The 23,615-nt window shown below is 58.5% G+C and carries 19 protein-coding genes; 3 read left to right on the plus strand and 16 right to left on the minus strand.

Features of this window, described 5'->3' with window-relative positions; genetic code table 11:
- Positions 1 to 61: 61 nt before the first annotated feature.
- Complete coding sequence (gene iolB / locus CLM71_RS22590; protein ID WP_105232971.1) at positions 62 to 880, minus strand: 5-deoxy-glucuronate isomerase; 819 nt, start codon at positions 878 to 880, stop codon at positions 62 to 64.
- Between the two features lie 120 nt (positions 881 to 1,000).
- The gene (locus CLM71_RS22595; RefSeq protein ID WP_105232972.1) at positions 1,001 to 2,506 is read right to left on the minus strand and encodes a CoA-acylating methylmalonate-semialdehyde dehydrogenase; all 1,506 of its coding nucleotides are present in this window, start codon (positions 2,504 to 2,506) and stop codon (positions 1,001 to 1,003) included.
- Positions 2,507 to 3,034: 528 nt separating this feature from the next.
- Between CLM71_RS22595 and CLM71_RS22600 the strand changes: the two genes are divergently transcribed.
- Entirely contained in the window at positions 3,035 to 4,477 is a 1,443-nt protein-coding gene (locus CLM71_RS22600; protein ID WP_105232973.1) for a sugar porter family MFS transporter, read from the plus strand.
- Between the two features lie 25 nt (positions 4,478 to 4,502).
- Positions 4,503 to 5,342 carry a TIM barrel protein gene (locus CLM71_RS22605; protein ID WP_105232974.1) on the plus strand — a complete coding sequence of 280 codons (840 nt, stop codon included), beginning with the start codon at positions 4,503 to 4,505 and terminating at the stop codon, positions 5,340 to 5,342.
- 41 nt (positions 5,343 to 5,383) lie between these two features.
- On the opposite strand, the gene fetB is transcribed toward CLM71_RS22605, so the two are convergent.
- From fetB to CLM71_RS22620, 3 genes are all read right to left on the minus strand, one after another.
- Entirely contained in the window at positions 5,384 to 6,157 is a 774-nt protein-coding gene (gene fetB, locus CLM71_RS22610) for an iron export ABC transporter permease subunit FetB (protein ID WP_015962249.1), read from the minus strand.
- Positions 6,144 to 6,815 (minus strand): iron ABC transporter ATP-binding protein FetA, encoded by a 672-nt coding sequence (gene fetA / locus CLM71_RS22615; protein ID WP_105232975.1) that lies wholly within the window; start codon positions 6,813 to 6,815, stop codon positions 6,144 to 6,146. Before fetA ends, fetB begins: the two co-directional genes overlap by 14 nt.
- A gap of 173 nt (positions 6,816 to 6,988) precedes the next feature.
- On the minus strand, positions 6,989 to 7,378 hold the full coding sequence (locus tag CLM71_RS22620; protein ID WP_105232976.1) for a RidA family protein: 390 nt from the start codon (positions 7,376 to 7,378) through the stop codon (positions 6,989 to 6,991).
- A gap of 137 nt (positions 7,379 to 7,515) precedes the next feature.
- On the opposite strand from CLM71_RS22620, the gene CLM71_RS22625 reads away from it, so the two are divergent.
- Positions 7,516 to 8,448, plus strand: coding sequence for a LysR family transcriptional regulator (locus CLM71_RS22625; protein ID WP_105232977.1), 933 nt, complete (start codon positions 7,516 to 7,518; stop codon positions 8,446 to 8,448).
- A gap of 64 nt (positions 8,449 to 8,512) precedes the next feature.
- Here CLM71_RS22625 and CLM71_RS22630 read toward each other — a convergent pair whose 3' ends face one another.
- Genes CLM71_RS22630 through CLM71_RS22680 form a run of 11 tightly spaced genes read right to left on the minus strand, consistent with a single transcriptional unit; the run spans position 8,513 to position 23,491 of the window.
- Positions 8,513 to 9,241 (minus strand): DUF1295 domain-containing protein, encoded by a 729-nt coding sequence (locus tag CLM71_RS22630; protein WP_105232978.1) that lies wholly within the window; start codon positions 9,239 to 9,241, stop codon positions 8,513 to 8,515.
- A gap of 23 nt (positions 9,242 to 9,264) precedes the next feature.
- Positions 9,265 to 10,332: a prodigiosin biosynthesis protein PigM gene (locus CLM71_RS22635; protein ID WP_105232979.1), complete on the minus strand. Its 1,068-nt coding sequence runs from the start codon at positions 10,330 to 10,332 to the stop codon at positions 9,265 to 9,267.
- Positions 10,322 to 10,960: a 4'-phosphopantetheinyl transferase superfamily protein gene (locus CLM71_RS22640; RefSeq protein ID WP_105232980.1), complete on the minus strand. Its 639-nt coding sequence runs from the start codon at positions 10,958 to 10,960 to the stop codon at positions 10,322 to 10,324. Before CLM71_RS22640 ends, CLM71_RS22635 begins: the two co-directional genes overlap by 11 nt.
- Positions 10,944 to 11,258, minus strand: a complete 315-nt coding sequence (locus CLM71_RS22645; RefSeq protein WP_105232981.1) for a RedY — start codon at positions 11,256 to 11,258, stop codon at positions 10,944 to 10,946. Before CLM71_RS22645 ends, CLM71_RS22640 begins: the two co-directional genes overlap by 17 nt.
- 9 nt (positions 11,259 to 11,267) lie before the next feature.
- Positions 11,268 to 13,577 (minus strand): polyketide synthase, encoded by a 2,310-nt coding sequence (locus CLM71_RS22650; protein WP_105232982.1) that lies wholly within the window; start codon positions 13,575 to 13,577, stop codon positions 11,268 to 11,270.
- Positions 13,577 to 15,049, minus strand: coding sequence for a D-alanine--poly(phosphoribitol) ligase (locus tag CLM71_RS22655; protein WP_105232983.1), 1,473 nt, complete (start codon positions 15,047 to 15,049; stop codon positions 13,577 to 13,579). Before CLM71_RS22655 ends, CLM71_RS22650 begins: the two co-directional genes overlap by 1 nt.
- A 3-nt stretch (positions 15,050 to 15,052) precedes the next feature.
- A complete protein-coding gene (locus tag CLM71_RS22660) occupies positions 15,053 to 17,023 on the minus strand; it encodes an aminotransferase class I/II-fold pyridoxal phosphate-dependent enzyme (protein ID WP_105232984.1) in 1,971 nt (656 codons plus the stop codon).
- Entirely contained in the window at positions 17,020 to 17,283 is a 264-nt protein-coding gene (locus CLM71_RS22665) for an acyl carrier protein (RefSeq protein ID WP_105232985.1), read from the minus strand. Before CLM71_RS22665 ends, CLM71_RS22660 begins: the two co-directional genes overlap by 4 nt.
- A gap of 12 nt (positions 17,284 to 17,295) precedes the next feature.
- Complete coding sequence (locus CLM71_RS22670) at positions 17,296 to 18,324, minus strand: methyltransferase (protein WP_105232986.1); 1,029 nt, start codon at positions 18,322 to 18,324, stop codon at positions 17,296 to 17,298.
- Between the two features lie 11 nt (positions 18,325 to 18,335).
- Positions 18,336 to 20,894: an aminotransferase class III-fold pyridoxal phosphate-dependent enzyme gene (locus CLM71_RS22675; protein ID WP_105232987.1), complete on the minus strand. Its 2,559-nt coding sequence runs from the start codon at positions 20,892 to 20,894 to the stop codon at positions 18,336 to 18,338.
- Positions 20,891 to 23,491: a biosynthesis protein PigD gene (locus CLM71_RS22680; protein WP_105232988.1), complete on the minus strand. Its 2,601-nt coding sequence runs from the start codon at positions 23,489 to 23,491 to the stop codon at positions 20,891 to 20,893. The genes CLM71_RS22675 and CLM71_RS22680 overlap by 4 nt, the downstream gene beginning before the upstream one ends.
- Between the last annotated feature and the right edge of the window lie 124 nt (positions 23,492 to 23,615).

A 23,615-nucleotide genomic window follows, 5' to 3' on the forward strand; every position in this document is an offset into this window, starting at 1 on the left:
TAAAGGGCGAACACCTGGTTCGCCCCCTTTTGCCATCGTCGTCACCTTTGTGGCGATGCGGCTATTTCTGCGGGTAGTCATCACCGTTAATCCAGGCGTGATCTTTTTCCCAGGTAAATTTCCACAGGCGCTTTGGACCGGCCATCACGTTAAGGTAGTAGTTATCGTAACCGGCCAGGGTCGCCACCGGATGATAACCACGCGGCACCTTCACCACATCGCGGTTATACACCGGCATACACTCGTCCAGTGAGCGGTCGTCCGTGTACACGCGCTGCATGCAGAACCCCTGTTCCGGCTCAATGCGGTGGTAATAAGTCTCTTCCAGATAGGTTTCATCCGCAGAGTCTTCCTGATCGTGCTTATGGCTGGGGTAGGAGCTGGTATTGCCCTCGTCGGTGTATACCTCCACCACCAGCAGGCTGTCCGCCGGCTTATCGTCCGGCAAGATATTGTGCACCAGCCGCTGGTTGCGCCCTTTGCCACGCCGTTCAACACCCACGTCCGCCGGCGTAATCAGGCGCGAAGGCAAATGCCCGCTTCCCGGCGCGCTGCATACTGCCAGTTCCAGCTCGCTTTCGGCCCGCACGATAACCTGGTCGTGATGCGGCACATAAACCGCATAGGGCGGCGTCCGCTCAAACGGACTCATACGTTTGCCGATATGGGGATATTCGGCATGCTGCGTCGCAACGGAGGCAATGCCGGCCACCAATACCAGGCACAGCTCTTTATCGTCGCTGCTCAGCGTCAGCGTTTTCCCCGCCTCAAGGCGATAGACGTCAAAACCGACAAAACGCCAGTCGGCGTTTTCCGGCGTAACATGCTGAATACGCCCCTGGCTATCGGGCGGCTGGCATTTCGCAAGCAATGAAGACATGAAACCCTCCTGTTACCGTCAAGACAACCCGCCAGGTGCAATACCGTCGGCGCGTATGTCCGTTGCTTATCGCAACAGGCGCGGCTTTACTCTGCTTGAGCCGCGCCTGCATATGGTTGATCAGCCTAAGGTCGGCATACTGTATTCAGACACCGTCTGCTGGCCGGAAGGCCAGCGCGCCGTCGCCGTCTTCATACGCGTATAGAAACGCACGCCGTCGGCACCGTGTACGTTGAGCGCGCCGAACACCGAACGCTTCCAGCCGCCAAAGCTATGGAATGCCATCGGCACCGGCACCGGTACGTTGACCCCGACCATACCGGCCTGCACCTCATGCACGAACTGGCGCGCATAGTGGCCGTTGCTGGTAAAGATGGCGCTGCCGTTGCCGAACTCATGGCCGTTCACCGTGTCGATCGCTTCCTGATAGCTGGCGACGCGCACAATCCCCAGCACCGGCCCGAAGATCTCTTCACGGTAGATGCGCATCTGCGGCGTAACGTGATCAAACAACGTGCCTCCCACGTAATAACCGTCCGGATGCCCCGGCACGCTGTAGTTGCGGCCGTCCGCCACCAGCGTCGCGCCTTCCTCGACGCCCACATCAATATAGCCCAGAACTTTCTGCTGGTGCGCAGAAGAGACCAACGGCCCCATTTCGTTTTCTTCGCCGCCCTGCTGCAGGCCAGGCCCGACGCGCAGCTGAGCGATCAGCGGTTTCAATTTGGCAATCAGCTTATCCGCAGTGTCGTCACCGACCACCACCGCAATCGGCAGCGCCATACAGCGTTCGCCGGCGGAACCAAATGCCCCGCCCATCAGGGCATTCACCGTGGCGTCCAGATCGGCATCCGGCATGATAATCGCCTGATTTTTCGCGGCGCCGAAGGCCTGCACGCGCTTGCCGTGGGCGCTGGCGGTGGTGTAGATATGCTCGGCGACGGTGGAAGAGCCAACAAAGCTTACTGCCTGGATCTGCGGATCTGTGCACAGCTGCGCGGCATTTTCATTGCCGCAGTGCACCACGTTAAAGACGCCGTCCGGCAGGCCGGCCTCTTTCAGTAGCTCCGCCATACGCACCGATGCCGACGGCGCCAACGCCGGCGGCTTTAGCACGAAGGTGTTGCCGCAGGCCAGCGCAATCGGGAACATCCACATCGGCACCATCGCCGGGAAGTTGAACGGGGTAATGCCGGCCACCACGCCCAGCGGCTGCATCAGGGAAAAACTGTCGACGCCGGTGCCAACGTCGGCGGAATATTCCCCTTTCATCAGGTGCGGAATGCCGCAGGCGAACTCCACGACTTCCATGCCGCGCGTCAGTTCGCCCAGCGCGTCCGAATATACTTTGCCGTGCTCGCTGACGATCAGCTGCGCCAGCTCTTCCCGATGCTGTTCCAACAGCGCTTTGAAATTGAACATGATGCGTGCGCGGCGCAGCGGGGTGGTTCGCGACCAGCCGGCAAACGCCCGGTGCGCGACATCGATCGCCTGTTTAACCTCGGCGGCGGTGCTTTGCGTTACCTGACACTCAACCTGCCCGGTCGCCGGGTTATGCACGTCCACGCTTTGATTGCTGCTGCTCGGACAAACCTGCCCGTCGATAAAGTTACCCACGATTTTCATGTTCCACCCTCTTTTCAACATGCCGCGATGACCAGGAGAGCCTCCAGATAGCGCGATGTCTTACGGCACCCGCAGACAGGCTAAGCCCTGGTCGAATGAAGTAAACCTTATTCCATTGAAAAAAAAGTTTCAAATAAAACGTTTTGGAAATTTTATTTTTAGCGTGGCCGATCGCAATTTTTCAGGTAACGCTACGCCGCGATGTGCAACCGATGGGAAAGCGCCCTGTCCCGCCAGACGGCATGAAAACCCTTAACATCACCCGCTAATGCCCGCTGGAGCAGTCGGTTTTCTTGCCTTTCGCTTCGCAATAAATGGGTATGCGATTTTTCTTTTCTAACGATTTTTTTGAACTGCGTCTAAAAATCAATATTTCATTATTCCACAAATATGAAATAAATGTTCTTCTCAGACCTGAATTACCCGAATAAACACGCCTTGATGACAGGCACGGTTCACACCTTCCGCCCGCCTTCCCCCTACAACACGCATTGCGAGCGGAAATATGGATAAAAATCGGAGCAACATATGTCACATCAGCGAAAACATAATACAGGGTACGTACTGCGTATATGCGGCATTGCGGCGCTCGGCGGTATTTTGTTCGGCTATGACACCGCCGTGATCTCCGGCGCCATCGAGGCGCTGAAAGCCTATTTCCACCTCACCCCGGCAGAAACCGGCTGGGCGGTGTCCAACGTGGTACTCGGCTGCGTGCTGGGCGCATTCGGCGCCGGTCCGCTGGCCGGCCGCTACGGACGCAAGAAAGCGCTGGTGCTGGCGGCGCTGTTGTTCACTATTTCCGCCATCGGCGCCGCGCTGGCCGAGACTTTCACCTGGTTTGTCATCTACCGCATGATCGGCGGTCTGGCGGTAGGCATCGCCGCCACCGTCTCCCCAATGTATATGTCGGAGGTCTCCCCAAAAGACATGCGCGGGCGGGCGCTGAGCATGCAGCAGTTTGCCATCGTGTTTGGCCAGATCCTGATCTTTTACGTCAACTTTAAAATCGCCAGTTATGCCTCGGAAGCCTGGCTGATCGATATGGGCTGGCGTTGGATGATTGGTTCGGAAGTGGTGCCCTGCATCCTGTTCTGCATTCTGGTGTTTATCATCCCTGAATCACCGCGCTGGAACGTGATGGCAGGCCAGGAAGACAAGGCACTGGCGACGCTGACTCTCGTCTCCAATGAAGCCCACGCGCGCAACGTGCTGAAAGAAATCAAGGAATCCCTGCGGCAAGACCTGCAACAGGCCAAGCAAAAGCTGAGTTACCGGGACAAACGCGTGCGTTTCATCCTGTTCGTCGGCTGCATGGTCGCCATGCTGCAGCAGGTCACCGGCGTCAACGTAATGATGTACTACGCCCCCGTAGTGCTGAAAACCGTCACCAGCAACGCGCAGGAAGCCCTGTTCCAGACCATCTGGATCGGCGTGCTGCAACTGGTCGGCTCGGCGATCGGCGCGCTGCTGATGGACCGCATCGGCCGCCTGCCGCTGATGCGCTTCGGCACTCTGGGCGCCATTATTGGTCTGTTGATCACCTCCTACGCACTCTATAGTGAAACCACCGGTTACTTCGCCCTGTTCGGCATGCTGTTCTTTATGCTGTTCTACGCGCTCTCCTGGGGTGTCGGCTGTTGGGTGCTGATCTCCGAAATATTCCCGAACCGGATGCGTTCAGAGGGCATGAGCATCGCCGTCGGCTGTATGTGGGTCGCCAACTTCGCCGTCTCGCAAACCTTCCCGATGATCAACGACAACCCTTACCTGTTCTCCACCTTCCACGGCGCCTTCCCGATGTGGGTATTCGCCGCCTGCTGTATGTTCAGCTACTGGTTTATCTGCCGTTTCGTACCGGAAACCAAAGGCGTATCGCTGGAAAAAATGGAGCAGGTGGTGATGGCCAAACGCTACCGCCAGCCTGTAGCCACGGCCGAATCCTTATCGTTACCCAATGAAAAACCCTAACCTTCACTTTTGGGAGTCAGACACCATGGCCATTGCGCTGGATCGCTTCTGTATCAATCGAAAAATAGCCCCGAATCTCGATCTGGAGCGTTTTTTCCAACTGGTAAAAAAATGCGGCCTTAACAAGGTTGAGTTGCGCAACGATATGCCCAGCGGCAAAGTGACCGATGATTTAAGCAATGAGCAGCTCAATGCGCTGGCGGCGAAATACGGCATTGAAATTATCACCATCAATGCGCTCGGCATGTTTAACCTGCTGGATGACCAAGAGATGCTGCTTGGCAATGCGCAAGCGCTGCTGGCGCAGGCGCAGGCCATTCACAGCAAGGCGCTGGTACTTTGTCCGCACTGCAGCAAAGACGATCGCCGCAGCGATGAGCAAAAGCAGCAGGATACGCTGGCTGCGCTGCAACTACTGGCGCCGCTGTTCCAGCGCTACGGCGTTGAGGGCTATGTGGAGCCGCTCGGCTTCGGCATCAGTTCCCTGCGTTCGTCCCTGCTGAGCCAGGCGATTATCCGCGATGCCGGCGCACCCTATAAGATCGTACTGGACACTTTCCACCATTACCTGAGCGCGCCTGCTCAGCAAGAATTCGATGCGCAGATCCAAATCGATCGGATCGGTCTGGTGCACCTTTCCGGCGTCGAGGATCCTCGCGCCAAAGAGACGCTGGGCGATGAGGAGCGCATTATGCTGAGCGAACGGGATCGTCTGGAGAGTAAAAAACAGGTGCAGAATCTGGAGCGCCTGGGCTACCGGGGCATTTACGCCTTCGAGCCATTCTCTTCGCAGCTGAACGGCTGGACGGAAGCGGATATCGAACGGGAAATTCGCCAAAGCATCGCGCTGCTGCAGGCGCCGTAGCCGATAAAATAACGGCCTCTTGCCAGAGGCCGTACGCGGTTTTACTTCAGCGTGGTCACCACCAGCTGGTGGCGCTGGTTATAAAACTTACGATATGCCAGATAGCAGGCGATAATGGTCGACAGACTGGCGGTAGACAGCAGCATAAACGTCACCATAATCTGGTATTTGATCGCCTTCACCGGATCGATACCGGCAAAGATCAAACCGGACATCATGCCCGGCAGGCTGACCAGCCCCACCGTTTTTGCCGAATCAATGGTCGGGATCAGCGATGCGCGAATGCTGTCGCGAATCAGCGCAGCGGACGCAAACTTCGGCGAGGCGCCCAGGCTGAGCATTTCCTGGATCTTCTGCTGCTCGCTTTTGAAACGCTGCCCCAGATTGTTGTAACACAGCCCGACAGCCACCATGGCATTGCCGGCGATCATGCCGGAAATCGGAATCACCTGCATCGGCGTAAATTCTATCGAGCCGGTCAACACCAGCACGATCAGCGTCAGCGCCGCGCCGGTGGTTATGGCGATAAACGAAGTGACAAAAGCATGCTCAATATACTTGCTGCGTTTTTTGGCGTTGTAAGCCGCATTGAAGCAGATAAACAGCACCATCAGCACCGTCAGTGCTTCGTTATTCAAGGCGAAAATATACTTCAGCACGTAGCCGACAATAATCAGCTGCACCACCGCCCGGCAGATGCTCCAGATAATATCCTTTTCCAACGCCAGCTTTTCTTTATGGCTGATTAAAATCGCCACCAGCACCAGAATCATCGACAACCCCAGTGATTCATTCGTGATGTTATGCTGGTTCATTGGCCGTCTCCCGTGCCCGATGCGCCTGTAGCTCGATAATATCGTCGGCATGCGCAATTTCATCCCGGTCGTGTGTTACCCACAGCACGGCCATATCCTGCTGCTCGACCAGCTGGCGGATTATTTCGTTAACGTTATGCTTATTTTCTTCATCCAGCGCGCTGGTGATTTCATCCAACAGCAGGACTTTAGGCACAAACTGCAGGTTGCGGATCAGCGAAATCCGCTGTTTCTCACCGCCGGACAGTTCGTTAATGCTCTTTTGCAGCAGGCTCTCCGGCAGCATAAAGCGCCGCAGATCCTGCTTCATTTTTTCCTCATCCGGTTTGACGCGGCGAATCTGGTAAGGCAGTGCCAGGTTGTCAAACACCGAGCTGCCAAACAGCGCCGGCGTTTGGAAGCAGTAGGAAACCTGCTGACGATAATGTTCGGGCGACAGTTCGTTAATATTCTTGCCGTCAAAGATAATAGCGCCGCGGGTTGGGCTAATCAGTGAAGAAACTATTTTCAACAGCGTACTTTTCCCGCAGCCGGAGGGGCCGGTGATCAGCTTGAACTCACCGGATTTGAGCGTCAAAGAGACCGAATCCAGAATGACCGAGTCATCTATTTGATAATAGATATCATCCAATATCAGTACGTTATTACCTTCCTTCATTATGACTCCATTCATTGCGCACGATGAATGGTCAGTATAGGGTGCCGGAAATCCGCCAGGCAAATCGCGATCAACAAACACAATGAGAGTTTGCGCCGAACGATAACCTGCACCAGCCGATGCTTCCTCCGGCGCAGGCGCAGTAACGGCTCGCCCCGTCAGCCTCCCCCGTTCTACGGCAGTTTGGCAATCACCTTGATTTCAAACTGGAAACCATAAAGCCAGGTAACGCCGACGGCGGTCAGGGTCGGGTGCGGCGCGCTGCCCCAATACTGCGGCACCACGTCCCACACGGTGCGAAAGGTGGATTCCGGATCCACCATAAAGACGGTGACGTCGATAACATCATCAAAAGAGCAACCGGCGGCCTGCAGCACCGCATTCAGATTGCCGAAAGCACGATGCACCTGCGCCGTCAGGTCAGGTTCCGGTGAGCCGTCCTCGCGGCTGCCAACCTGGCCTGATACAAACAGCAGGCCATTGGCGCGAATCGCCGGGGAATAATGGTTACGTTCATACAGTGCCTGACGCCCTGCGGGGAATACCACATCTCGCTTCGCCATGATCGATCTCCTGTGCGGGTTTATTCACCAAAAGTTGAGTGAACAAAAACTTTAAAGTCCGCCGCCCGGCGAATAAACTGGCAAAATCCGCCATCACTGTTTGCAAAGCGCAAACAATCCGGAGGTCCTCAGGCAATATGGATCGATTCGATGCAATGCAGGCCTTTGTCCGCGTGGTGGACAGCGGCAGCTTTACCAAAGCCGCTGAAACCCTCCATATCAGCAGAACAACGGTGACCCAGCTGGTTCAGCAACTGGAAGCGCGGCTGCGCGTCAAATTGCTCAACCGCACCACCCGTCGGGTGCATCTCACCGCCGACGGCGCCGCCTATTATGAACGTGCGGTACGGCTGCTGGCCGACCTGGATGATGCAGAAACCAGCCTGTCCGGCGCAGCCGCCGCGCCGCGCGGACGGCTGCGGATCGATGTGCCCAGCCCGCTGGCGCGGATGATTTTGGTGCCGGCGCTTCCCGACTTTCACGCGCAATACCCGGATATTCAGATTGATATGGGCGTCAGCGATCGCATCGTGGATTTAATTGGCGAACAGGTAGACTGCGTAGTGCGCGGCGGAGAAATCAGCGACCAGTCCATGGTGGCCCGTCACGTGGCGGATCTGCAGCTTGGCGCCTATGCCACACCATCCTATCTGGCGCAGGCCGGCGTGCCCGCGCATCCGCGCGAACTGGAAGATAGCCATCACCGCATCGTGGGGTTTCTCTGGGCGCGCAGCGGCAAGCCGCTGCCCTACGCCATGCGCCGCGGTGAGGAACAGGTGAAGGTTCACGGGCGCTATATCCTCGCCGTTGATGACGGCAATGCCTATCTGACCGCCGGCCTGGCGGGGCTGGGCATCCTGTGGCTGCCCGATTATATGGCCGCCCCCTCGCTGGCCCGTGGCGAACTGACCCCGCTGTTTACCGACTGGCGGTTTGAACCGATGCCGCTCTATATCGCCTTTCGCCCCAACCGGCACGTCAGCGCCAAACTGCGCGTATTTATTGATTGGGTAGTGGCGCTGATGGCTCAACAGGCGTCGCCGGGACGCGCTTTGGCCGCACCGTGCTGAACGCCAATCAAAAATGGAGCCTGGTGGCTCCATCGTAAAGCGTGTTCTGACCTGCAGAGCGCGGCTAAAAAATAAATGGAATAAAGCACTTCACTTTACGCTTATAGTCCAGCCAGGCTTCTCCATAGCGTTTCTCAGCCATTTTCTCGCTCTTGGGAATTGCATCGGCAAAGTATTGCACCAGGTTAGTCAGCGGCGCGATGATGCCAAACCAGTTGCCAGCCAGCAGCCCAAAACTGACGAAAATTAAAAAGTCACCAAAATAATTGGGATGGCGCGCTATCGACCAGAAGCCGACGTCGAGAATACGCCCTTTGTTCTTGGGATCCTGTTTGAAGCGCCGTTTTTGGTAGTCGCTGCCAAAGTGAAAACAGGTGCCGACCAGATAAAAACCAATGACCAGCCACTGCTGCAGCCCCCAAGGCCCCTGCAACTGGCTGCCCCAGTAAAAGGGCAGGCAATACAACCAGCCGAAAATATTAACCATCATCACCGCCAGCCAGGGCAGCTGCTGCGTTGGCATCACCTCTTTGAGTTTGGACGCGGCGGTATTGCCGTACCAACGCGTCAGCACAATGTTCATGCGCAGCAGATACAAACCAACCAGGATCAGAATCAATGCCTTGTGGGACACATCGCCCGCGCCGAAATAGCAATACACCAAAGCAACCGGTCCCATGGCATTGAATCCCCATAAAAACATCGGCCGGGTGTCCTGAGCGTTGCGGCTGGAGACAAAAGCCAGTACGGAGAGAATCAGTAATACAATCGCCAATGCAATCCAAACGTTCATTGCGTACTCCTTTCTGAGATAAGTTATAAAGTGTCGATCCCTGTCGGCGGTGCCGAACGTGACGCGGTTAAAATGTTTTGCCAACTGCGTCTTGGCGTCGCGCTGCCCGGCTGCTGCAGATGGCCGAAACGCGCAAAAAAGACCGGCTGTTCGTCAAGCGCCAATGCGGCGGCCAGCTCACGGCGCGGTGCAGCATGCTGCACCAGGACACTGAGCGGGTGCAGTCCCCATCCCCAGTCTTGCAGCACCAGCCACAGCCGGCCGAGGCGCATCCCGGTCATAAACAGCGCTTCGTTGCATTCCTCTTTCAGACCGATCGCCAGATATTGCGGTCCCTGCGCCACGAGATCGGCCAGCCCCTTCGCCATCCGCTCGGGCAGACGCAAACCGGTGGTGAAGCGATGCAGGCGCGGATGAAACGCCAGCCGAAAGGCGTATTTGAACGAGCCGGACACCGGCCCGAACAGATGATGCAGACAGAAACCGTCGTCGGCAGGACGCCGCTCATCAAACCGAATAAACTGGTAAGTTTCTTGCCAGGCGCGCCGGTCGGCAAAGTCGAGAGCGGCATGACGGGCGATCAACTGGGCGATATCAGCACGCAGCGACGCGTCTTGCTCAATGCTGAGGGTGGCCGCCGTACCGGCAAATAGCTCCTTCAACCGTATGTACTGTTCATCGTTGATGCGCGTTGGCTGATAGCACGAACGGGCCGTATGCCGCTGCGCTATCGCCTGCGTCAGCAGGCGATGCGCATCCGCGTCCGCCCTCCGTTCCGCCGCAGGGGAAAAAGCGATCAACACGTCCGAGGCGGTGCCGTGCCCATCCCCGACCCAGCGCCACTCGATCGGCCGACCGGCATAGCCCAGCAACGCACTGAGGTATTCAAAGAAAATCCCGCAGCTCATCAGCATTTCACGTTCCAGCGACGGCAGCCCGCACAACGCACGCCGCCGGTCAATTGCCAGCGTTCCGCAGCGCGTTACAACATCGTAATGAACCGACCAGGGCTGGCAGTTATGTGACGACGGCGCCAGGCGCGCAATATCCAGCGCGTGCTGCAGCGCCAGAACAAACGATTCATGCATCATCACGCACCTCCACCTCTACCCACGGCGTCAAAGCCGGCATTCCTGAGTAGCACAGCGCACAGACCCACTCTAGGCTGTACCACAGCCAAAAATGTCGGCGCGCCAGGCCACCGTCGACGCTCAACACCCGCTGATTGCGCCAGTCGATACGAATGTCGTTCAGCCGATGGGGTAAACCGCGGCCGTGGCTTTTTAAAAAAGCCTCGCGAATCGCCCAGGCGGCGCAGGACTGAACCAGCCCCAACCGGCGTTCGCCGGCAGTAAAAGCCTGACGACGCGCAGAGGCACCAAAGGAACGGTAGTGCTGCAGGTCGATGCCGATAGCGCCGTCGCCGGTGGTGCCGGCATACCACGACTGCGAATGGCTGAGCGATACGGCCCGCTGTCCCTGCTGCGGATGCTCGCCCACCGGCTGACCGCCGGGTCGCGAACGCAGCGTGAAACCACCGGCATAAACCGACGTCTTATCGCCGCACCACACCCGGTTCAGTAAAGCCACGGCCTGTTCACGCGCGCGGTTCCTCACCCGCTGCCGGTGCTGCAGTGCCGACTCGGCGGCGCGGCGCCCGGCGTTGCCAACCGTTACGACAATCCGCGTTTGCGCACGGTGATTATTGCTGGTAGCCATCGGCAATCCGTTCTCCTGCAATCTCTGCCACCACTTCCGCCATTTGATCGAAGCGAGCGACCAGGCTCTGAAACAGCGGAGTCTGCATCTCACGCTCAAAGGCATCCATCGCGCTTAAATGAATAATTTCAATAAAGTGAAACGGCGCATCCGCCTCCTGGCTGACCTCAACCACTTCAAAGGCGCGTACCGCATCCAGACGGCTGCAGGCCGGATAGTCGACGGTTTCCACCCACTCGCGAAATGCGGCGCGATGGGCAATATCTTTCAAACGAATTTTATGGATGATGGTATGCATGAAATCCTCTTACACCGATTGATTGAGCAGCAAATGGTAGTTAATACCGCCGGTGCCGAAGGCATTGATCGCCGCCCTGCGTCCTCCTTCCTCCGGCAGTGGCCAAGGGAGCGTGCATTGGGGAATTTCTGCGGGAATGGTTGCCAGCGGCAGCTCAAGATTTAACGCAGACACCGGCGTGGGCGGAATTTTCCCCTGCTCGAAGGCGCTTAACACTTTGCACAGGCTAAGCGCGGCCGCCCCGGCGAAACAGTGGCCGAAGTTATATTTCACCGAGCCGAGATACAGCGGAGTGTGCCCTGCCCGGGCATAGCTGTGCTGCAGCGATGACACCTCGGCCCGATCGCCAAGCACCGTCCCCGTACCGTGCGCTTCGATATACTGCACGCGCCGCGGGTCGATCGCCTGCAGGCCCAGCGTTTTTTCAATCGCCAACGCCTGTCCCGCAGGATCCGGTGCGGTCATGGAATAGCTATCGCAAGAGCCGGAAATTGCCTCAATGGAGGCCAGCGCCTGTTCGCTCGGATGACGACTCAGCATAAAAAATCCGCCGCCGTCGCCTGGTGTGAAGCCGTCCGCATTCTCGGCAAAGGGGCGAATACGCGTGGCGGAAAGCATCATCTGCGCGCTGCATAGCACAATATCGCGCTCCAGCGTCGCCGTCTCGATACCGCCGACGATCGCCGCATCATAACGCCCCGCCTGCAAGGCCCTGACCGCGTTATGCAGCGCGGCGAGCGAGCTGGCGCAGGCGGCCTCCACCGCATAGCAGTCCGCATCGATACCAAGATGCTCGGCCAGCAGTTGCGCGGTGCCAATGCCGCTGGCGCCGTACCAGCTCCAACGGTTGATCTCTGGCTGAGGCGGCTGCGGAACCGGCCCTGCCGTCTGAGGCAAGGCAGACCACAGCGCCGTCATCGCCTGCAACCGGTCAGCGCTCAGGGACAGGTTACTGGCGACGACGATCGCCACCCGTTTAAACGGACGCAGCTTTTCAGCCCATTCACCGCAAGCATTAAGCGCATAAAGCTGCGTCACATCCAGCCGCTTCTTTTTGGCCGGCATCATCGCTTTATTCAGGGGGATCTGTGCGGAATCGTGCGTAGGAAACCCCATCGCCCGACGGGTGTATGCGCTGAGCTTCTGCGGGGCTGGCCGGACAAACGCCCCCGGATGCAGCTGATCCACGCCGTGATCGCGTAATGCATCGTCTCCCTGAGACAGCGTCTGCCAAAAGCGCGCTTTGTCGCCTCCCTGGGCGGTAACCGGCTGATAGTCAACAATCGCGATGCGCTGCGCCGTCGGCTGATCACACCGCGTCGGCGCAGTGTCAATGTTCCAACGACGGCCGGTAAAAGAGTCGCCGCCGCACTCCCGGCGCTGGTGCAGCAGCATCTCGAGGAGTTGACAAAAAACCTGATTGGCACCGGAAAAATAAGCCGGACGCCGACCGGTGGCCTGCTGCTGACGTTCGAGTTTGTCACTGGTCAATGCGCCAAGCCGGGCCAGGATCGGCCAACCATGCTGCCGGGCTAGCGACGGCGGACACACCACCAGACTGATCGCTCCCTCCAGCCAGCAATGCGTTGCGCAGACGCTCTGCGCCAGCAGCATGGCCGCCTGCGGCCAATGGTGAAAACACTGCACGCTGGTCAGCACCGCCAGCTGGCTGTCCTGATGGCGGAAGCAGTCCTGAGCCAATTGCAGTAAACGAAAACCGCCCAAATCGGCGCCGTCAAGGGTCTGGCACTTGCCGCGCGTTTGTGCAAAATGCGCGATGCGCGCCGGAATGCTCGACGCCATTTCCCCCACCCGGTCGTGTGAGGTGCTCCCTAACGCCTGAGCCAGCGGCTGTTTATATTCATCAATCCGCCTCTGTACCTCCGCTGGCGCGTATCCCTGCTCACTGAGCCGCTCGGCCAGCGCCCGCAGCGCGCTCACTTTGGTCGCATTGCGATAGGCCGCATCGCTGCCCAAGTGCGTGGCACAGAATTGATCGCAGCGATCGCGCAGCGCCGCAGGCAGCGCCAAATCGCGCATGGCATCTTCGGCCGCCAACAGCGCCAGACGGGTTTCCCGGCTGACCGCCGTTTTGAACAACGGCGGAATAGAAAACTTCTTGAAATCAAACTCCGCATCGTCCACCCGCCGGCCACGAATCGCCACCGCCTCCTCATCATGCGTCATCAGCACCGGCGGCGCATCAAGCAACGCCTGCCAGTCCGCCGGGCTGTTCAGCCGGCTGAAACGTTCAATACCGGGCAGCACGCAACCAATGCCGACCACCGCCAGCGACTGTGTCTCTTGTTCCTGACTCATTAAACATTTACCTCGGCCAGTCGCTGCCGATCCACCTTGCCATTGGCATTCACCGGCAGGGTGTCGGCGATAATCAACCGGTTAGGGATCATGTAGGCAGGGAGCCTGGACTGTAAAAACTGTTTGAGTTCCAGCAAGGTCGGCGGCGTCACACCAGAGCGGAGGCTGATGACCGCCACCAGCTTCTGTTTGAGATCGCCCAATTCAGCGTACAGCGCAGCCTGATTCACCGCCGGATGGTGATGGATCGCCGATTCAATTTCCCCCAGCTCAACCCGGTAGCCATTAATCTTGACCATATCATCGAGACGGCCGCGGAAAACCAGACCGTCCGCCGTCATTTCCACCCAGTCGCCCGTTGCATGGAATTGTCGGGGATGCCATTCGCTCTGTCGGGAAACCGCCACGTTGCTATAGCCGGGCGTAACGCATGGCCCGCCGATCAGCAATTCGCCGCGTACTCCCAACGCCTGCTCCAGCGGGTGGCGTCGGCCCTGCTCATCAATCAGTTGCGCATCCACGCCCGTCAGCGGATAGCCGATCGGCACGTGCTCCAGTCGCTCCAGGCTTGCCCGCGCTACCGGATAAGCAGTGCACACGTTGGTTTCCGTCGGGCCATACCAGTTGCTGATGCGGCACTGCGCGGGCAGATGCGGCAACAGGCGCCGCAACGCGGCAACGGGGTACGGTTCGCCGGCGAAAATGACCTGGCGCAACGCTGCACAGCCGGGAGCGGTTAACTGCCCGCTTTTTTCCAGCATCGCCAGGATGGAGGGCACGCTGTACCACACGCTGACGCCGTGGGTTTGCAGCCCCTGCGCAATAGCGCGGCAGTCCTTCTGCTCGTCTTCACGGATAATCCATATCACGGCGCCAACGCTGACGCCGGCAAACAGATCGAACGTGCTCAGATCGAACGCAAAACTTGCGTGGTTCGCCAGGGTATCCTGCGCCGTCAGCTGCGTGTCGCCTATCGCCCAGCGAATAAAAAAGGCCAGCATGCCGTGGCTGATTTGCACCCCTTTCGGGGTGCCCGTCGAGCCGGAGGTATAGAGAATTGCAGCGATAGGATCGGTGAGAATGACCGGCTCCGCCGGCCATTCCGGGACGCCGTCCGCACGTTCGGCGAAACTGTGCAGCCAATCCTCATCAATAATCAGCGCCGGCTCGGCCGCAGCGATAATACGTTCCAGCCGCGCGGCCGGCTGGCTGTAATCGATAGGGATATAATGATTGCCGCTCAGCCAGGTGGCATAGATGGCGGCCACCGCCTCCGGGCTTTTCGGCAAATTGATTAGTACCGACTGATCGGCAACGCCGGCCTGCCGCAACGCGGCGGCCATCGCGCCGGCATGTTCAGCCAGCTGGCGGAAGCTCCACCGCCGTTCGCCGCACAGCAGCGCCGTTTTGTCCGGCGTCTGGCGCGCATGCCTGAACAGGCCGTCCAGAATAAACGAAGATAAGATCGCCATACGCTAGGCCTCCGCGACGTGCGGGCGCGCATCCCGAACAGACGAGGCGTTGACGGGAACGCCGACCTCCTGAGCCGCCGCCACCAGAATGGCGTAGGCCTCGTCCAAATCTTCCCGGGTATGTTCGCTGGTGATGCTGATCCGCAGGCGCGCATCCCCCACGCTGACGCCGGGGAACACCACAGTCTGGCAAAACAGGCCGCGCGCACGCACCGCACGCCCGAAAAGCAGCGTTTTCGCGTCATCCCCCACCACGATCGGCACGATGGCCGATGCCGAATGCTCAAGGTCAAAACCGGCGTTCAGCAACAGCGTTCGGAAGTAATAGATATTGTCCCAGAGCATCGTCAGGCGCTCCGGTTCCCGCAGCATGACGTCGATGGAGGCAATCACGCCGGCGGCGACCGGCGCGGGGATCGTGGCGGCGAATACATAGGAGTTGGAATAAAAACGAAGAAACTCAACCACTTCCCCGTCGGCGCAGACAAAGCCGCCCAGCCCTGACAGGGCTTTGCTCATGGTGCCCAGCTCCAGATCCACCCGGCCCTTCATATTAAAGTGCTCCGCCGTCCCCGAACCGGTCTTGCCCAATACGCCGGTCGAGTGCGCATCATCCACCAGCACCCGTGCGCCATAACGCTCCGCCAGATTCATCAGGCGTGGCAGGTCGACGATGTCACCGTGCATGCTAAAGACGCCGTCGGTCACAATCAGTTTACCGCCGGGATGGTCAGCGTATTTGGCCAGCGACTTTTCCAGGCTGGTCAGCGAATGGTCGTAAATTTTGCGCTGCGCGCCCGCCAGCTTACAGCCATCCTGGATACTCATATGGTTGATGGCGTCGGTGAATACCAGGTCATGGCGGCTGGTCAGGGCGGAGATACAGCCCAGGTTGGCCGAATAGCCGGAAGGATACACGATGCAGTCCTCGCGCCCTTTAAGTTTGGCCAGCTTACGCTCCAACTCCAGGTGGAGCACGTTGCTGCCGGCGATGATGCGGCAGCCGGTATTGGTCGCGCCGTATAACCCCGCCGCATCCTGAATGGCCTGGATCACTTCCGGATGATTCGACAGTCCCAGATAGCTGTTGGAGCCAAACATCAGGAATTCGCGGCTTTTACCGGTGATATCGTCAAACATAACCGCCCGGTTTTTACACGGAGTTTCCAGAGGCATACCGTACCAATAAAGCTGGCGGTCTTTTTTGTCGCGATAAAAATCTCTGAACTCACGCGCCTTGTGGAACAAATCCGGGTGCTCAATGCCGACAAAGTCGCGCATGGTGCGCGCATCGCCAATCTCCGCAAGCCGGGATTCTGCACCGGCTGCCGCTGCGGTGGTCAGCGTCTCCGCATCATCAGACATCTCATCAGACGACGCGCCGGCCTCCTTCGTCGCCAGCTGACGGAACCAGTCCTCGCCTTTTTCCTGCGTCAGGCGCGCTGTCAGGCATGCCTGCAGCTCCGCCAGCGTCGCGCAACGTTGCAGGGCGACGTCATCGCTGAGGCGCAGCGCCTTTAAGATCTCGCTTTGCGCGGTCACCACCGCGACCGAATCGATGCCCAGATCGCCTTCAATGGCGGCGTCCGGCGTCAGCGCTTCGGCGTCATAGCCGCTATGGGCGGCAAATACGCGGCGCAATAAAGCGCCCAGCCACTGCTGCGGCGTCGCTGCATCTGGCGCTGCCTTCTGCGCTTCGGGCAGCGTAGGCTCGCGCTGTAAAATACCGTCCAGCGCGTCCTGAATGGTTTTGATTTCCTGCACCTGCAGCGGGGTGTTCAGCTGAAACTGGCGATTCAGCGTCGCGGCAATCTCCGCCAGCGCAATGGAATCAACGCCCAAGTCATGCTCCAGATGGCTGTTCATCGCCAGCGCCGCGGGTTCATACTCGGTCAGCCGGGCAAAAGTCTGTACGACGGACTGGCGGATAAACGCCTGCCGTTCAGCGGCGGTCTCAACACCTTGCATGCTCATGCTTCACCTCCCAATGTCGACGGCGTCTGCAGCCGCTGCACCAATGCCACCATCGCCTGTACGGAGGCAAAATTAACCGGATGGATCTCTTGCATGCCGATCGTCACATCAGACTCCTGGCGTAAAAAATCCACCAGGTCGAAAATCGCGGCTGAGTCGACGACGTTTAGCTCAAACAACGGCGTTTGCGCGTTCAGACCATCCCGTTCGCCATCCAGGAATTGATCGGCAATATGATTTATCAGTTTGCTTTCTAGCATGATGAGCTCCCGTTACTCGCCAGCACGTTTTTCGCCGACGATCAGTGTGCGAGGACCGGATATCGTCACAATGCGGGCATTGCTGAATCCGGCGCGGTGAAATCTTTCCAGATACTCTTGCGGGCTGCTTTCAATACCGCCGTCGGTGGAAACCAACATGTTCAGCGACAGCAAGGCGGTAAACTCCGGCCCTGACTTGTCCGCATTCAACGGCGTTTCAGAAGCGATAAAGCGGCCGCCGACCGGCATCGCCTGATAGATATGGCGCAAAATGGCCAGTTGGGTTTCCGGCGCATAATCGTGCAGCATCCATCCCAGATGGATCAGATCGTAATCCTCAAGCGGCAGATCGCCGGCGATCACATCGCCCTCCACCACGTCGATCCTTTCGCCGTAGCCTTGCAGCGCCAGACGATCGCGCAAAAATGCCGACGCCTGCGGCAGTTCGCAGATCGCCAGCCGAACCTGCGGATACGCGTCAGCGACGGCCATCGGCAAACTGCCGATCCCGCTGCCGATATCGAGAAAGGCGCGATGCTGTGCAAAGTCATAGTCGCGGACAAAGCCTTCGATAAAGGGCATGGCGAATTTGCCCAAAAATTCCTGAAAATCAGCCACGTCGTTCGGGTTCTGGTACAAAATGTCGAACCAGCTGCGATCGTCGCCGAACACGGCGCGACGCTGATGGGTATCGGTTTGCACCGCGTGTTTCAAATCGCCCCACAGCGGATACAGGAAGGTATCGATATGGCGCCCCAGCCAGCCCAGCCACTGCGGCTCATCGCTCACCAGAAATTCACGGTGCTCAGGGGGTAAGTGATAGCGGCCGCCCCGCTTTTCGAGGTAACCCATCGCCTGCAGCGCAATCAGCAGCTGTTCGGTCGAGCGGCTGGGGCATTCAAGCCGCTCCGCCAGCTGCGCCGCGTCAAGATCTTCATCACGCAGGTAATCAAACAGATTCAGCGCCAGCGCGGCGGTCAGCGCCTTGGCCTGAAAAAAACCCATCATCTGATTGACTGCGTCTTGCTTGGTTAAAGACATCGCACAGGTTCCTATTTCAAAAAGGTGGATAATTCATCGCAAACCGCGGCGAAGGCGGTGACGAAGCGATCGATCTCCGCTTTGCTGATGATGAGCGGCGGCTGAATACGAATTACCGTCGAGCTGTTGGCGGTAATAAAGGTCAGGATTTTGTGGTCCTGGCACAGTTTGGTGACGAATTTCATGCAGAACATTTCGCCGAGCGACTGCTCCATGCGATCCATGGCGGCGCGCAGGTGGGCCTGCACCGGATCGGGCAGGAACTTCCAGGTCGTGTGCCAGTCGCCGGGCAAACGGGTGGCGAACTCACGGGCGGACGCGCTGACGGCGCCGGCAAAAGTTTGATCGAACTGGATCCCCAGCATCAGGCCGCAACCGCGGATCTCCGCCACAAAGGGATAGCGGGCGGCGATCTCGCTCAGCGCCTGTTTGAAATAGGCCCCCATCCTCTCGGCGTGCCCCGCGAGATCCTGAGCCAGGATCTCGCGTAACGCGCTGAGCGCCACGACCGACGCCACATTGCCGCCGCCATAGGTGGAGCTGTGCACCAGGAAACGATCCGCGGTGCCGTAGGCCTGCTGCCAGATATCGGCACGGCACAGCGTGGCGCCGATCGGGATCAGACCGCCGGACAGCGATTTCGACAGCATCAGTACATCCGGCTCGATCCCTTCCCATTCGCAGGCGAACAGTTTGCCGGTACGTCCGAGACCGGTCTGCACCTCGTCAACCATCAGCAGCACGTCATGCTGCCGGCAGAGTTGCTGCACCGCCTGCAGATAACCTTCAGGAGGAATATGCACCCCGCCTTCCCCTTGAATCGGTTCGATCATGACCGCCCCGATATCATCGCGCGTCAGCGCCTGCCGCAGCGCATCCAGATCGCCGAACGGCGCTTCAACCATGGATTCCAACAGGGGTTTGAAATAACGGCGGTGCTTGTCGCGTCCGGTAATCGACAACGCACCCAGCGTTTTGCCGTGGTAACTGTTTTGCAGATAGACGATGCCCGGTTTTCCAGTCGCCGCCTTGGCGATCTTCATCGCGGCTTCGACCGCTTCAGTCCCCGAGTTGCTGAAGAACACCCTGCCCATCTTGCCGGGCGCCAGACGGCAGAGCACCTCGGCCAGTTTAGCGGTCTGTTCGGGCACCGAAATATATTGGATAAAGTTGGGGCCCTGGGTATCGAGGTAATTTTTCAGCGCGTCGACGACCGGCTGCGGATTGTGGCCAAGGTTGAGGCAGCCGTAGCCGGCCACCATATCCAGGAAGGCTTCCCCTTCGCCAGTGAATAGTTGAGTGCCCGCCGCATGACGAAACACGTTGTCGCAATGCTGCAGTTTTAAAAAGTCCACCATCATCGGGTTGACGAACTGGTGGTAACGGTCGAGCGTATCTTCCCGCGCCGGCTCCTGGGCGATAATGGCGTCGACAAACGCCAGTCGGGATGAAGTCTGGGACATTTCGCCGCGTTCGCCGGCATAAATCTCATGGTGATAGTAGCGTTTAAGGTGGCTGACGCTCTGCCGGTCGATACGCTCGCCATACGAGGCCAGCGGATAGGCAAAGAAGCCATGCCGCTCGGCAATCTCGCCGATTTCCAACACTTTTTCCGGCGCCAGATAGCGCCCGAGCGAGAAATTCTCCCGGCGGTTTTCCAACGCCAGCACGATGGTTTCCGCCATGCAGCCGTTCATTTGCTGTTTGATGGTGACGTTCAGCGACTCTCCGCCCAGTTTGACCGCATCGCTCGCCGTGACGCAGCCGCCATCGATAATCAGAATATCGTCCCGCTCGGGACGGGTATCCGCCTGAATATCTCTGGGCAGCGCGACATCAATAAAAATAGAGCCGGCCTGCAGTCTGGCGGGGTCGATCACGCCCCCGGCCGATGTGGCGGCAATAAACAGTTTGCAGCGTGCATAGAGTTCGCTGGCGTCGCCGGTCAGCGTCACCTGCGAGTGATACTGCTCCGGTAGATGGCTGAGCAGCTCGTCGCGCTCATGCCCGGGCCGGTGTAACAGGTGGAGTGAAAACCCCTGGGCCAGCAGAAGGCGGCTGAGCGCCAGGCAGATCGAGCCCGGATAGCCGACGATAGCGACAGGCTCCCTATCGGCCTGAATATCCAGCCAAGACTGGATCTGCAGCACCGCTTTATAGCCGGCATAGGTGGTCAGCGAGTTACCGGAGGTGACGGGAACCGGCGATTTTTCGGCGGTGGCTTCGCCGCGGCGGCCGACGATAGAAGTAAAGCCGCCCAGGCCCACCAGTTCGGCGCCATCGGCCACCAATTCGTCAATGCCCTGCAGCACCCGCCCGGCGATCGTGCGGGCATCGGCCAGCATTTCGTCCGCCACCAACGGCATGTATTTAATCACCCCTTCGCAGGTGGCGCCGGTAGCCGAGGTAATTTTGGCGAAGTTCATAAACGGCACCAGGTTCTCCCGCTGCCACAGCTCGCGTGTGTAGCCGCTGTGCAGCTCGGTCGAGTTGCGCTGCAGCAGGTCTAGCATTTTAACGTAGCGTTTCAGCCCTACCGAGGTGGGATGTGCGATGAATCCGAACTTCATGATGTGGTTTCCTGTGTCTGATCTTGGTCAAAAGCAGTGCTGGTTGATTCAGGCTGCAACGCCGCCCAGGCTTTACGCTCTTGCAGTTCTTCCCAGTCGCAGGGATCGCGCTGCCATCCCTTGGCGGTGGCTAATGAGATGCCATCGCCTTCGTTGTTGTGTCCCAGCACCACGGAAAACAGATTGAGCCGCCGCCGCGCCGTAAGCGCCTGGCGGATCGCCTCTTCGTCAAAGTGCGTCAGCGTCTTACTCTGGATCTGGAAGTTATTGACCGTTTGCGTAAATTCGGGCTGATCCACATTCACCAGCCGCATCTGCCGCGAGGTGCGGTTAAAGAGAATGCGTTCCTGATAGGTATTGATGACGGACAGGCCGCCATTGCAGAAATAGAAGACCGAGATGCTTTTATCGAGTAACTGCGGATGCGTAAGGATGTTGTCGATAAAGGCGGGCAAAATATCCGGCACGATCCCTCTGGCGCCGTCGCCGATAAACGCCACCACGTGCCCCGGGCTGGTATACGCCAGATAGCCGGTGGCCAGCAGCGCATCGCCCATCAACGCGCGGCCGTACCAGCCGGAAAATCCCCGCCGCGTTTTCGCGACATTGCGCGCGGCGGAAATACCGCAGCGCCCCACATCGTAAATGCCGGTAAAATCGAAATTTTCCGTTTCTATCAGCTGTTCAATCACCCGGTTCAACTGACAAAAGAAGTAGTTGGCCGACATCGGCAAACTGGGCAATTGGCTGACCACATCAGACGGCGAGTCCAGATAGGCGGCGATCAGCGCCTTACGTTTGTCCCGCAGCGCCGGGTCGACATTAAGGTTGGCTTTAACGGCGCGTAAAAAGGCCAGGCAGTCCATATGCAGGTGGAGATCGGCATAAGGTGAGAGATGACGCTCATCGTGCGTGAGCTGCACCAAATGCACCTTACGCTCCAGCCGTCCATCGGAGAACGGCGTTGTAATCTGGGCAACCCGACTCTTAATCATGAACAGGCTCTGTTCACTCATCGGGTTCAGCTTGTCGTTGGTATGCAAGAAGTTGTAGACCCGTGGGCTGTAGCCGTAAATCGCCAACGTGCCTAAATAGTGGGGGTTGCGCCGGCCCTGATAATATTTCGGCGCCGAACCGGGATGCGCCAACGAGTCCACCAGCGCAATGCCGGCAGCATCGGCGATTTCATGGATCAGGGCGTATTCGTCGTCGCTGACCGGGCCAAGCTGCCACACCAGCTTTTCCGGGCCGTGGTTAATCAACGCCAGCGCCTGCGTCAGGCTGTCGCTCATCGGCGGCAGATCGTCCGCATCCAGCGCCGGCATCGGCGCTGGATCATCAATCTCATGCTCCAGCGCCAAAGTCGACTCCAGCACGTTTTGCGTCGCCAGAATGACCACCGGCCCCTGTTCCTGATGATAATAGCGGAACGCTTCCGCCAGACCGTCGGCAATGCCCTCGACCTCATCAATATAGACATAGGGGATACGGCGGGCGGCCAGCACTTCACGCATATCCTCCGTCGGCGTTTGCGTGCCCTGGAAGCTGTACCACTGTGCGTTGCGGTTCTCTGCGGCGATGATGATTCCCTGGGCCGCCGTTTCCTTCAGGTTAGCCAGCGTGCCTTTGAATTCGTCCATCATGCCGGACGTCACTACCCCTAAAAACGGCATACGGTACAGCTGCCAGTTCGCCATGGCGCCGCAGGCGATGGCATGCTCATTGGGACCGCGCAGAATCAGCGCGCCGCGCGCTTCCGCATGCCGATCCAGATAGCCGACCAGGTTGGAAATGATGGAGCCGGTATAGTAAGACACCAGCCAGCGGCTCGCGGTGGTGCGTTCGAAAAACCGGATCAGCTGTTCGCCCAGCGTATTATGCAGCGCCTGTGCCCCAATGGGTTTAACCCGGCGGTTGGTGTAGTTCATCTCAAAGAAGTCCATCCACAAACACAGCAGTTCGGTTTGGAAGATGGCGGGATCGTCGCTGCGGACGATCTCCCGGTATTGCTGGGGGAGATAGCGGATCGGCGAACGCAGTTCGCGGATAAAGGCAACGGTAGAAAACGTAGTGTAAAACGCCGGGATCCCGCTGCGCTGCAACGCGCTGTAAAAGGCGTCCAGATCGCGGTCGATCTGTTCAATACTGTCGTCGGTGCCGGCCGGCGAGCTCTGATCGTAAAACAGCATCCCCAGATGAAACTCGGGCCACTGCTCCAACGCATGGGTATAGATAATTTTGCCTGTCGCCTCGGCGAGGCTGGCGCACTGGATAATGCGGACATTGATGGTTTTATTCTGACGCTTCAGAAAATGCAGGGCTTTTTCACGCGCTTCCTGATAAAGCGGCGCATTCGCCAACCCAAGCAACTGCAGCGGTAATTCCGACTGGATATGGACGCGGTTGAACACATAATCGCGAATATCATTCAGCACGCTGAGTCCGGTCTGGAAAAACGTCGGGTTGCGCGTCACCACCACCACGCCGACCGTGATGGTGTCCGGTGCCTTTGACGCGTCAGCGTGCTGTTCTGCCTGCCACACCTGTTCATAGGAAGCACAGCTGGCGGGTCTTGCTTGTCCTGTCATGAGTGTCATGCTCGAATTCCTTAATGCGACAAAAGGGAGTTGCGGCGACGAGCCGTAGGCCAAACGCGGCGCGAGAGAACCCGCAACGGTTTACCTGCGGCCTTGGCCGTGTGCATCACCATCGTTAAGTCAG

It is taken from the genome of Serratia sp. MYb239, from assembly GCF_002966855.1.
In the GTDB taxonomy this organism is placed as follows: domain Bacteria; phylum Pseudomonadota; class Gammaproteobacteria; order Enterobacterales; family Enterobacteriaceae; genus Serratia_B; species Serratia_B rhizosphaerae.